This is a genomic window from Hufsiella ginkgonis (genome assembly GCF_009834915.1).
GTDB lineage: Bacteria > Bacteroidota > Bacteroidia > Sphingobacteriales > Sphingobacteriaceae > Hufsiella > Hufsiella ginkgonis.
Map to the genome: position 1 here is coordinate 395,739 of NZ_WVHS01000004.1, position 12,138 is coordinate 407,876.

At 51.3% G+C, this 12,138-nt stretch carries 11 protein-coding genes; 7 read left to right on the plus strand and 4 right to left on the minus strand.

Going from position 1 to position 12,138, the window contains the following annotated elements; all coding sequences use genetic code 11:
- Positions 1-125: 125 nt before the first annotated feature.
- Positions 126-590 carry a MarR family winged helix-turn-helix transcriptional regulator gene (locus tag GS398_RS17995; RefSeq protein ID WP_160908199.1) on the plus strand — a complete coding sequence of 155 codons (465 nt, stop codon included), beginning with the start codon at positions 126-128 and terminating at the stop codon, positions 588-590.
- Here GS398_RS17995 and GS398_RS18000 read toward each other — a convergent pair.
- Positions 573-1,292, minus strand: a complete 720-nt coding sequence (locus tag GS398_RS18000) for a LytR/AlgR family response regulator transcription factor (RefSeq protein ID WP_160908200.1) — start codon at positions 1,290-1,292, stop codon at positions 573-575. The genes GS398_RS17995 and GS398_RS18000 overlap by 18 nt on opposite strands.
- Before the next feature lie 46 nt (positions 1,293-1,338).
- Positions 1,339-2,430 (minus strand): sensor histidine kinase, encoded by a 1,092-nt coding sequence (locus GS398_RS18005; RefSeq protein ID WP_160908201.1) that lies wholly within the window; start codon positions 2,428-2,430, stop codon positions 1,339-1,341.
- A 238-nt stretch (positions 2,431-2,668) separates the two neighbouring features.
- On the opposite strand from GS398_RS18005, the gene GS398_RS18010 reads away from it, so the two are divergent.
- Complete coding sequence (locus tag GS398_RS18010) at positions 2,669-2,971, plus strand: hypothetical protein (RefSeq protein ID WP_160908202.1); 303 nt, start codon at positions 2,669-2,671, stop codon at positions 2,969-2,971.
- Between the two features lie 53 nt (positions 2,972-3,024).
- Here the strand turns inward: GS398_RS18010 and ispG are convergent, their stop codons facing one another.
- Positions 3,025-5,064, minus strand: coding sequence for a (E)-4-hydroxy-3-methylbut-2-enyl-diphosphate synthase (ispG, locus tag GS398_RS18015; protein ID WP_160908203.1), 2,040 nt, complete (start codon positions 5,062-5,064; stop codon positions 3,025-3,027).
- A 36-nt stretch (positions 5,065-5,100) separates the two neighbouring features.
- Between ispG and GS398_RS18020 the strand changes: the two genes are divergently transcribed.
- A complete protein-coding gene (locus tag GS398_RS18020; RefSeq protein WP_160908204.1) occupies positions 5,101-5,667 on the plus strand; it encodes a GNAT family N-acetyltransferase in 567 nt (188 codons plus the stop codon).
- Positions 5,668-5,757: 90 nt separating this feature from the next.
- Here GS398_RS18020 and GS398_RS18025 read toward each other — a convergent pair whose 3' ends face one another.
- Positions 5,758-6,381 (minus strand): DUF4159 domain-containing protein, encoded by a 624-nt coding sequence (locus tag GS398_RS18025; RefSeq protein ID WP_160908205.1) that lies wholly within the window; start codon positions 6,379-6,381, stop codon positions 5,758-5,760.
- Between the two features lie 196 nt (positions 6,382-6,577).
- On the opposite strand from GS398_RS18025, the gene GS398_RS18030 reads away from it, so the two are divergent.
- From GS398_RS18030 to GS398_RS18045, 4 genes are read left to right on the plus strand one after another with little or no spacing between them, the layout of a single operon-like run.
- Entirely contained in the window at positions 6,578-7,543 is a 966-nt protein-coding gene (locus GS398_RS18030; RefSeq protein ID WP_237488240.1) for an AAA family ATPase, read from the plus strand.
- 55 nt (positions 7,544-7,598) lie between these two features.
- Positions 7,599-8,477 carry a DUF58 domain-containing protein gene (locus GS398_RS18035; protein ID WP_237488241.1) on the plus strand — a complete coding sequence of 293 codons (879 nt, stop codon included), beginning with the start codon at positions 7,599-7,601 and terminating at the stop codon, positions 8,475-8,477.
- A gap of 11 nt (positions 8,478-8,488) precedes the next feature.
- Positions 8,489-10,006: a BatA domain-containing protein gene (locus GS398_RS18040; RefSeq protein WP_160908207.1), complete on the plus strand. Its 1,518-nt coding sequence runs from the start codon at positions 8,489-8,491 to the stop codon at positions 10,004-10,006.
- Positions 9,993-12,128, plus strand: coding sequence for a DUF4175 family protein (locus GS398_RS18045; protein ID WP_160908208.1), 2,136 nt, complete (start codon positions 9,993-9,995; stop codon positions 12,126-12,128). Before GS398_RS18040 ends, GS398_RS18045 begins: the two co-directional genes overlap by 14 nt.
- The last annotated feature ends 10 nt before the right edge of the window (positions 12,129-12,138 follow it).

A 12,138-nucleotide genomic window follows, 5' to 3' on the forward strand; every position in this document is an offset into this window, starting at 1 on the left:
AGGCGATCCCTAATTTACAACAAAAACAATGAATCAATAATTTATCCTATTAGAATAAATTATTTTAGTTGTTGATGGAATTTATTCATATTAGCCTCCTGTTACACCGTCAAAAAATCATACTCATGAATCAGGATAGCACCCGGCCGGTTGTATTCCCTTATGGCCGTATTGAAGAATCGTCGGGGTTCCTCGTGTGGCAGATCGCCATGTGCTGGCAACGAAAAGTAAACCAGGAACTGGCGGTTCACGGCCTTACTTATACACAGTTTGTTGTGCTTGCGGTGACCGAATGGCTTAAACAAAAAAACGATAACATTTACCAGCACCAGGTGGCAACGCATGCCCGGATCGACCGGATGATGACCTCCAGGGTGATGACCAGCCTGGAGCGCAAAAAGCTCCTTCAGCGGGTAAAACAATCCGGCGATGCGCGTACGAATTTCGTGGTGATCACCCGGAAAGGGGAAGACCTGCTGGCAAAGGCGTTAAACGTGGTGACGAAGATGGAAACAGACTTTTTTAAAACTGAGACCGGGCTGGCGCCCGATATCGTGAAGTTCATGCAGCTGCTATTGCCTGAATGTTAGCTTACGCTGAAGGTCCATTTTATAGTTCCTGCCTATAGGGATCTCGCGGTCGCCGATTTCCACGCAATGTGAATAATAGCTGGCTATCTTATCCACCGGGATAATAAACGACCGGTGAATGCGCACGAATTTATCCGCCGGCAGCAGTTCCTCCAACACGCTGATCTTCTGTTTGCTCAGCATCGTACGGTCGCGGGTTACCACCTTGATATAATCCTTGAGGCTCTCCACCCATAAGATCTCTTCCACGTTCAGCTTGATCATTTTCCGGTCGACCTTCAGGTAAAGGAAAATGTTCTTATCCGCCAGCGGCGCCTGGGCCGAGATAGAAACGTTGGTCTTGATCTGGTGCTGCTTAAAAACCTTGTCGATGGCGCGGATAAAACGATCGAACGACACCGGTTTCAGCAGGTAATCAACCGCATCCAGCTCGAATCCTTCCACCGCGTATTCCATGTAAGCGGTAGTGAAGATCACCTTTGGCGGGTTTTTGAGATTTCTCAGTAACTCAGTACCCGTTAACCCGGGCATCTTTATATCGAGGAACATGAGGTCTACCTGCTTTTGCTGCAGGAGCTGGAATGCCTGGATCGCATCGCCACAGGTGGCTACCAGCTCAATCTCGGTAAATTTCCGGAGATAGTTCCCGATCACTTCAATGGCGTGGGGCTCGTCGTCTACGATGATGGTCCTGATTTTCATAATTGTCAAAAGTATCAGCTAAAAGACGCGTCATTCCGCGCGAATGTTACACCGGCAGGCGTTTTTGCAGGTCGATCTCCAGCACGGCGAGGAACAGCTCTTCTTCGTCGAAAAACTTTAGTTTGTACGCATCGCCGTACAGCAGCTCGAGACGTTTCTTCAGGTTGGTAAGCCCGATATGCCCGGAATACACCTGGCTGGTGGCAGCCGCCTGCGGCTTGCTGTTCGAAACTTTTAATATTAATCGGTCACCTTTTAACTGGAGGTTTACGTTTATCCAGGTGTCGCCGATCACCTCGCTGGTGCCGTGCTTGAAAGCGTTCTCCACCAGCGGCAATAACAGCAACGGGGCTATGCGCTGCCGGTCGATCTCCCCGGTGATGCTGAATGAAAACTCGAGGCGATCTTCGTAACGGATCTTTTCCAGGCCGATGTATTCTTCTAAGATCGTGACGTCTTTCTGTAGTTCGATGTCGTCGGTACTGCATTCGTAGAGCATATACCGCATCATATCCGAAAGCTTTAACACCACATCCGGCGCTTGCGGCGACCCGTTCAATGTCAACGCATACAGGTTATTAAGCGTATTGAACAGGAAATGCGGGTGGATCTGTGCCTTCAAAAAGTTCAGTTCTGCCTGCAGGGCGGCATTGCGTCGCTCGAGCCACATCTTAAAAAGCTTGATAGCCAGCGCGATCCACACCACCAGGTTAACGCCCTTAAGCGCGCCAAAGAAAGACCCCGGATCGAATACCTTTTTCCAGAACGTGTTGGCGCTGGCGGGATACCACACGCTCCCGGCGCCAACTACGCGGATCTCGAAGGGATCGACAAAGGCAACGTCGACGAAACGGGTAAGGTAGATGGCGCCGAAAAACAGCGCCGTCATTAACAGGAGAAATAAGGCAATTCGTTTTTTTAGCAGGAAATCAGGGATCAGCCAATAGGCCATCGTGTAGAAATAAATAACATGCACCGGCGTATAAAACAGGTTGTTACGCGCAGCGATGTAGTAATGCGTTTTGCTGTAGCCGTAAATAATGATCATCGCGGTATACGCCGCGATCCAGAACAGCAGGTGCTGCCAGATCCGCCTGACCCGGAAGGAACCGATATAAATATCTCCGCTCGAATACATCAGGTAAAGTTAGGCCGGATCGGCGAATTTGCAGCGGTTATGATGCGCTTAGTCGACAAACAACGTGGTTGAGATGACAAACGACCAACAACACGCAACGCAACACGAAAAAAACCGACCAACAGCACCCGGCTGAGCAGAACAGCCGTTTGAAATCCAGGGGATGCTTTGCGGCGACTATCTTTTATTGATGACGATGGTCATTATACTTTTGGATCAACAATTAAATATAAAGATCATGAAAGCACTTTTAAATACAATCGCCCTCGTCGCATTTGCCTCAGTTACCGCCTTCGGGCAGCAAGCCAATAAAAAACCCATCGAAAAAGGCACCTGGGTGGTGGAGAGCAACGTAAAAACACCAAAGATCCAAACCATCAAGATCTACGACGAATCGCTCAGGCTGGTATACCAGGAAACGGTGAATAAGAAACTGAACATCAAAAAGGCAGGAACACGTGCCCGGTTAGATGCAATGACCGCAAAGGTCCTCAACGAGCCTGGCGCCCCGGGTACCTATACCGCGGCGCTCTGGAAATAAATTTGTTTTTTGTTAATGAGAAGATCAGGGCGGCGCGAGGCCGCCCTTTTCGTTTATTGGGGGTCTACCCAATTCCCGTCGGCGGTAATGATCCCGATCAGTTCATCCAGCGCCTGTCCTGTGTTCACATTTTTCTTGACCACCTCCTTGCCGCGGTAAAGCGTGATCTTACCCGGCCCGGCGCCTACATACCCATAATCGGCATCGGCCATTTCGCCGGGCCCGTTTACGATACAACCCATGATACCGATCTTCAGTCCTTTCAGGTGAGACGTCCTGCCGCGGATCATCTGCGTAGTTTCCTGCAGGTCGAACAAGGTACGGCCACAGCTGGGGCAAGAAATGTACTCCGTTTTCGAGATCCGCGAACGGGTAGCCTGCAAGATCCCAAATGAAACGGAGGTGATCACGTTCGCCGGGATATGCGGAGCATCGATCCATATTCCGTCACCAAAGCCATCTACCAATAAACCGCCAAGATCTGTGGCAGCATAGAGTTGTAAGCGGGTGGTTTCTTCAGGCTGATAGCTGACAGCTGATAACTGATAGCTTCTCCTGATGATCACCGGCACTTCGCATCCCATCCCGAGGAGTTGGAAAAAAAAACCGCGCTGATCGGCCATACCGTGAATGGCTTCTGTTTCCAATACGAACACCAGCGTGTTATCTAACCTGATATTGGCAAAAGCTTCCGTTTCCAGGTCGGCCGGCGTTAATCTCACCAGGTTCAATGCAGGGCAGCGGCTGGTTGTCGTATTATATTCTTCGAGGCCGTACACCGGGTGGCAGTTTGCTTTATCGGCCAGGGTCTCCCACGTGGGATAATGATACAGTTGCTTCAGGTTTCCCGGGAAATTAAACGAAGGAAGATTATCACCCAGGTAAACGAAATCGACCGACTGATCGGCCATGTGATACTTGTCGAGCAACGGGGAGTAAAGATACCCGGCATCGTTCAGCACGGCGGGATCCTTGAGGTTGGCGCGCGACAGGTCGAGCACCACACGCGGCACCATATGTCCGCCGATAAAGGCGTTTGCCTCGTAAGTATAGCGTTTTTCGTATCGATAAGGACTGTATCCAGCCGGAAACCCCGGGTTTGAAGCAGGTTGCCGGTCAGGAGTAACGGAACTGCTTTCAGCTTTATACTTCAAGCTTTCAGCCTCTTTCCTTAAGCTTTCAGCCCTTGCCGTATACCTGTTCACCAGTTCGATGGCCACGGGAGCCTCCGCCTCCGGCTCTTCCGTTAACGACACACGAACGGTATCTCCCAGGCCATCTTCCAGCAAGGTGCCGATGCCGACCGCCGACTTGATCCGCCCGTCTTCACCGTCCCCTGCCTCCGTTACGCCAAGGTGAAGCGGGTAGTTCATTCCTTCCGCGATCATGGTTTCCACCAACAGCCGGTAAGCCTGTACCATTACCTGCGGGTTACTCGATTTCATGGAAACCACCAGGTTATAATATCCCAGGTTCTCGCACATGCGCATAAACTCCATGGCCGATTCCACCATTCCGCGTGGGGTATCACCGTAACGGCTCATGATACGGTCTGACAAAGAACCATGGTTGGTACCGATCCGCATCGCTGTTCCGTACTCTTTACAGATATTTACCAGGGGGGTAAACTTCTGGTAAATGCGGTCGAGCTCCGCCTGGTACTCGGTATCTGTATATTCCAGCTGATCGAACTTCTTCTTATCTGCGTAATTGCCCGGGTTAACACGCACTTTTTCCACGATGCGGGCGGCTACTTCAGCGGCGTTCGGGGTAAAGTGGATATCGGCAACAAGAGGCACTTTATAACCTCTTTTATGCAGTTCGCTTTTAATCACCGCCAGGTTATACGCTTCTTTGATGCTTGGCGCCGTGATCCGCACGTATTCACAACCGGCGTTTACCATCCGGATGCTTTGCTCTACGGTACCGATGGTATCCATGGTATCGGTGGTGGTCATGCTTTGGATACGGATCGGGTTGAGCCCTCCCATGGGAATATCGCCGATAAAAACTTCGCGGGTAAGCCACCGCGAGTAAGAAGTCAGCGAATTACAATAAACTCCCCCTGCAGGTTTTAAAATTTCAGCACTCATTCCTGGTAATCAATTTGCAAAAATAAGGATTAAACAATGAATAGACACAGAACTGATGGTTTATTACATTATGTTAGCACCCTGGTATATGATAACGAAAGAACTTATCCACAATTAACCTCCCGCAGGCTCGTTTATAAAAAGGCTTGCGCCGAAGACCGTGCAGATTTCTTAAGCTGGTACACCAACGGCGAGGTGATGCAAAATATTACCGGCAAACCGCTGGCGCCGGCAGAAGCTGAAATTAAGTTCGGCAAGATCCTCGAATCGGGCGACGCACATCCCTTTACCGGCTCTTACGCCGTACGGCTGAAGGAGACCGGGGCCTTTGTCGGGATCGCGAAATTCATTTTCCTGCACGACGACGTCGCCGAGGCGGGATACGGGTTGCTTCCGCCGTATTGGGGGAAGGGGTATGCCTCAGAAATGCTCGAAGCAATGATCGCTTTGGCGCGCACGCTTCCCGAAATCAGGGAAGTTACCGGGATCATCAACCCGGTAAATGCCGCATCGAGAAACGTATTGCTTAAACAAAGCTTTATTTACCAGGAAAGCAGGTGGGAGAACCAATTCTTCGTAGAATACTATAAGCTGTCGTTGTAACGTCGGCGCCCATGGTACCTGGCCATTCCCGATTACAGCCTGTGCGGGGGGAATGGAACCAGCCGCTGTTTTGCCAGCCTGTAAAAAACTTCAGGATCCCATGGCATATGCCACGATGTTTACGCCGAATTTGGTGTTATCTTCCGCAAGAAAACGCTTGTTCCGGTAGTCGTAATCCCACTCGCACCCATAATCCTTATTGCTGTACAGGATAGCGATGCGTCCGTTCACCTCGATGGCCTTCAGGTAGTCGTGCACAAGGTCGTCACCCCACCCGTTCAGCTCGAAAGCGGTGGTTGGAGGCCCCTTTTCAAACTTAAAAAATGAGTGGTAAAGCTCGTGGTTGTTTGGGATCTTCTTAAGGGCCTGGGGGCCAAAGAGCGTGCTCATCTGGGTCTCGAACGACTTGGCAAACAAGCCGTCGATGTCGTGGTTACAATCGTCTGCAAACAGGAAGCCACCGTTCCTTACGTATTTTTTCAGGTTCTCTCGCTCCCGCAAATCGAACTGTACCAGCTTATGGCCGCTTAAATACGTAAAGGGCGCCGAAAAGAGATCTTCGCTTCCCAGGTCAATGATCTTTTCCTGCGGATTGATGGGGATTGTCGTATATTCCAGCAGCGAATTGAGGATGTTCGAGGGCATGCGCTGGTCGGTATCCCAATCTCCTGATCTGTATCTTAATCGCGTGAACGTAAACTTAGCCCCTTTCATTTTTCGAAAATATTGCAAATATTATCGCATTTCATATTTTTGATTGCATTAGCTGTAATTTTTCTGCTACTTTAAAATCATTTTTTAAAAAGCAGGCATTTTCTTTCTATTTTTCGACTTCAGGAGGGAAGATTCTTTTCCCTTAATAAAATAAAGCATCGTTTTGGAGATCACAGAAAGCAACATAACAGAGTTATTGGCCAAATTACCCCGGCTGAAGCAGGAAATACAGAAAGTTATCGTAGGTCAGGACCATATTCTCGAGGAAATTATCATCGCATTAATGGCCGGGGGACATTGTTTATTGGAAGGTGTGCCAGGATTGGCGAAAACGCTGATGGTGCGTACGCTATCGCAGGCGCTGCATCTTTCCTTCAGGAGGGTACAGTTTACGCCCGACCTGATGCCGACAGACATCATCGGCACCGAGATCCTGGAAGAGGACCATGCTACGGGGAAACGGTTCTTCAAGTTCAACAAAGGGCCGCTGTTCGCTAACATTATCCTGGCCGACGAGATCAACCGTACACCGCCGAAAACACAATCGGCATTGCTCGAGGCGATGCAGGAATTCGAGGTGACTTATGCCGGCCAGACCTACCCGTTAGACCGGCCGTTCTTTATCCTCGCTACCCAGAACCCCATAGAGCAGGCAGGAACTTACCCGCTGCCCGAAGCACAGCTCGACCGCTTCCTCCTGTATATTAAGATCGGTTATCCAACCGCCGCCGAAGAGTTCGGTATTTTAAGCAGCACCACAGGCGCCAAAAAGGTGCCCGTAAACGCGGTGATCAATGGCGAAGATATCCGCCAGCTGCAAAAGCTGGTCCGCGAAGTGAGCATCAACGACGACCTGGTACATTATGTTTCCGGCATAATCCGCGCTACCCGGCCCGACACCACCGCGGTGCCTTACGTAAAGGAATGGGTGCGCTGGGGAGCGGGCCCGCGGGCCGGCCAGGCGCTGATCCTTACCGCCAAAGCCCGGGCGCTGTTCAAAGGACGTTATGCCGTGATCATGGAAGATATCCAGGCCATGGCCCCGCCGGTACTGCGCCACCGTACCCTCATGAACTTTAAAGCCGAAGCCGAACGGGTAACTTCAGATATGGTCACCGCCGAGTTGCTGAAGGCCATCGACCGCCCCAAGCCCGGTAAATAGTACCGGTGGTGCCGGTCTCGTCAACTTACCACGTAAAACGTAAACGTCTCCCCGTATGCCCCTCCTCGACCCAAAAACGGTAATGGCCATCAAAGAACTTTCTTTGTCGGCTAAAACCGTGATCGATGGTTTCCTTACAGGCATTAACAAGAGTACCATCAAGGGTCCCGGGCTCGAATTCAGCCAATACCGCAGTTACCAGCCGGGAGACGACCTGCGCTGGCTCGACTGGAAGATGTACGGCCGTTCAGACCGGTATTATATCCGCGAATCGGAAGTAGAAACGAGTGTCGCCGTGCGCTTCCTCGTGGACGCCAGCGGTTCGATGAACCACGAAGACGGCGGCTTTAAAAAGATCGATTACGCCCGGAGCCTGGCCGCCGCACTGGCGTACCTCGCTAATTTACAGGGAGACGCCATCGGTTTGTACGTTTTCCGCGAGGGCGGCCTGTTTTCCCTGGCGGTGAAGCAGGACTTCCAGCATCTCACGCGCTTGTATTACCAGCTGGAACACATCCAACCGGGCGGGAAATTTACTTCACCTGTACATTATAAAGATATTTATGCCGGCGCCGGCAAACGCGAGCTGCTGGTGTTCATCACGGATATGTACCAGCAGCAAAACGAGATCTTCGACCTGCTCGATTCGCTGAACACGCTGAAACATGAGATCATTGTTTTTCACCTGATGGGAAAGAACGAGCTTGAATTCGACTTTAAAGGCTATTCGGTACTCGAGGACCTCGAAACCGGCGAAACGATCCGCATCGACCCGGTATCGGCCAAAAAACAATACCAGGAAAAGCTTGAAAAACAGCTCGCAGACTACCGGACTGCCCTCCTCGACCGTCATATCTACTACCGGATGATTTCGATGGACCAGCCGCTCGACCTCGCCCTTCGCGATTTTCTTAACCAACGAAATAAAAGCTAACCCCGAACGATTTGCTGCAGCTGCTTAATCCCATATGGCTTTTTTCTCTTCTTACACTGGCGGTCCCGGTTGTTATTCACCTGTGGAACATCAAACAGGGGAAAACGCTTAAGATCGGGAGTATTGCTTTGTTAGGCGAAAGTTCGCGGCAGAACGCAAAAAGTCTTCAGCTCAGCGACCTCCTGCTGCTCATCCTGCGCTGCCTCTTACTGGCAGGCCTGGCACTGCTGCTTTGCCAGCCGGTTTGGCGCGACGAAAAGCCGGTAGCCTCCCGCGGATGGGTATTGATCGAACAGGCCGGCGCCCGGGAAACCTATCACCATTTTAAGAAAAGCATCGACTCCCTGGTAAACGCCGGGCACGAGCTCCACTACTTCGGACCGGGCTTCCGCAAAGCAAAGCTAGACGAAATAAACGCCGATACCCTGCCCGCCTCCGCAGATTCCGCCCGGCTCTCCTATTGGGCACTGCTGCATCTGCTTGAAAGCAAGCTTCCGCCGCGCAAACCCGTCACGCTGTTTACCGTAAACCAGGCGCGAAGGATCAGCGGAAAACGGCCATCGGTTTCATTTCCCGTAACCTGGCGTACTTATATCCCCGCCGATTCTACCGTAACCTGGCTCCAAGATGCGTTTTTAACTTCATCTGACAGCGTTATCGTGACCCTGGGGAAGAGTACGCCGGCAGCAAATACATTTAAAAATTATACGATCCGACCGACCGGTGATCATCCGCTATTCGGATATTCGATCATCAACGGGCAACCGTTGATAATCCTGAAAGGAAAAAACGCACGCGTGGCCGATTCGATCCTTGTTGACACTGCCGCGACGCATATCGAAATCGATTCGCACAGATATCCACAGGACGGACCCTATGTTCGTGCCGCTATCGAAGCCATAAAGTCGTATACCGGCCGGAAAATTATTTATTCGCGGGCGAACAATAAAACCGACTGGGTCTTTTTCCTAAGTGATATTCCCAATGAAAATCACCGCAGTAATAAGACAAACGTGTTATTATATAGCGGAGGCGATGGCAGCCCTGCGGGCACTACCACGGGTTCCTTAAACAGTGAGGTGATCACGGCGGCTCATCATGAGAAAATCGCGTTGCTGAAAAGGACACCGGCCAACGATCCCGGCAATAAAGACGAAGTAATTTGGAAAGACGGAGCAGGAGATCCGCTCCTGGTGAAGACTAATACGGAAAACACTACCTATTATCAATTCTACTCCCATTTCAATCCCGCCTGGAACGACCTGGTCTGGAGCAGCAGTTTTCCCATGATTTTGATGGACCTGATGTTTAAAAACAAACCGGTTCCTCACGAAATCGACCACCGCGCGCTGCCGGATGAACAATACCTTCCCGTTAATTCGAAAACGGCGGCTTCCGGCGGTAAGATCAACGCAGGAGACGCCACCCCGCTTACCAACTACATTTGGTTGTTTCTTTTCCTGCTTTTTGCCATCGAAAGAATGATCACTTATAAACAGCAAACCGAAACTAGTTATGCCGGAAAATAAGGGACGGAAACTCATCGCCACGCTCAAAAAGCGATGGTCGGGATATAACCTGGCCGCGTTGATGCTTATTTCGTTATCCATGACACTGGTTTTATCGGTGTTTTTTAACCGCGCCTTATCATTACCGGTTTGGTACGCCATATTGTTCTTTGGTATCTTCGCAAGCTTCCTCGTAGCGGTATCAAAATCCTGGAGGATCAGGGACAAAGACGTTTCCCGCCTGCTCAACTGCACTTTCCCAGGGCTGGAAGAAAGCGCCGGCCTCCTCCTTAAACCCCGTGATTCTTTAAACCTACTTGAGAAATTACAGCTAAAAAAGATCGGCGGGCAGCTCGACGGCCTGAAAGCGCCGGCGGAATTAACCCGGTTGCTTAAAGCTTCGGCTATCATCCTGGCCGGCGCGGTGCTGTTGTCGCTGGTCATGCTAAAGATAGATTACCATATTTCGCCTGAGACCGCCGCAGCCCTCAATCTTCCCGGGGTTTCGAAAATGGCAAAACCGGCCGCAGCCATCCCGGAAATAGCCTCGCTCGACATCATTATCACCCCCCCGGATTATACCAGGAAACCGGTCCATCAGCAGGATAAATTCGCCCTGCTGGCAGAAGAAGGATCGCAGGTCACCTGGAAAATCAGCACGAACGGACCGGTAAAAAACCTCCACTTCATCCTGAACGGGAACCAGGTGATCCAACTGAAACCCGTTAACGGCGATAAAACCGAATGGGTAACTTCCAGGATGGTTTCCGCCCCCGGCTTCTACCAGGTAAGCTGCGACGGACGGCTTTCTGACCTGTACAAGATAGAAGTGGTAAAAGACCTGCCGCCCGCGATCCGCATCACTACACCGGCGCAATACACTTACATAGAACCCGGCGAATCGCATAAGCTAAATATTAGGCTCTCGCTTACAGATGATTATGGCGTTTCCAGCGCGTCGATATCCGCCACCGTCGCCAGCGGGAAGGGCGAAAGCGTTTCATTTAAAGAACAGAACATGGCTTTTGCGACCGCCTTCACCAACGGCACACAATACCACCCTGAGAAACAGATCGACCTCGACCAGCTAAAAATGCAGCCCGGCGACGAGCTTTATTTTTTCGTTAAAGCGATGGACAACCACGGGCAGGAAAGCCGCACCGACGTATACCTCGTTTCTATCCAGGATACCGCCGCCCTTATGAGCATGGAAGGTATCGCCAACGGCGTGAATAAGGTACCGGAATATTTCAGGAGCCAGCGGCAAATCATTATCGACACTGAGAAACTGCTGAAAGACAAGCCCGCCATCACTGCCGAGACTTTTAACAACCGCAGCAATAATATCGGCATCGACCAGAAACTGCTTCGGCTCCGCTACAGCAAATTCCTTGGGGCAGAGTCGGAAGACGAACCCGACGGCACTCCCGATGAACACGGCGAGGGGGCTGACGATCCCGCCGATTTTAATAATGAGGCGAAACTCATGGACCAATACGCCCACAAACACGATAATGCTGAAGACGCCACTTTTCTCGATCCGGCACAAAAAGTGCAGATGCGCGATATGCTGAGCGAAATGTGGGGCGCCGAAATGCGGCTGCGCACCTTCCGCACGGCCGAAGCGCTTCCGTATGAATACCGGGCGCTTCGCAAGCTGAAAGAACTGCAGCAGCAATCGCGCGTGTACGTAGCCAAAACCACTTACAAAACCCCTGCCCTGAAGCCCGAAAAAAGGCTTACCGGCGAACTGGATAAAATTACCGATCCCTTTGCCCTGCGAAAACTGCAGCAGGAAAAAGAATCCTATATTTCGTTGAAAACCGCGGCATCTATCCTTGACGGGCTAACCGGCGATGCGCGCCCGGGCGCCGCAGACCTTGCCATCCTGCGCGAAGCAAACCTTGAGTTGAATAAACGCGCGGCGGGACAGCCTTCCGTTTACCTCCCCGCGGTTTCGTCTATGCGCCGGATCCTGGCCAACACGTCCGGAAACGTAAATATCAAAGATGTAAGGACCGCCCAGGCGGCGCTCAGGAAGATCATCGGCGCTTCCGCGAAGCTGCCTACGGCAGAAAAAACCGCACCGGCCACCTCGCTCGCCGATCAATATTTTAAGAATCTTCAACCCGGGAATCGCTGATGAACTGGCA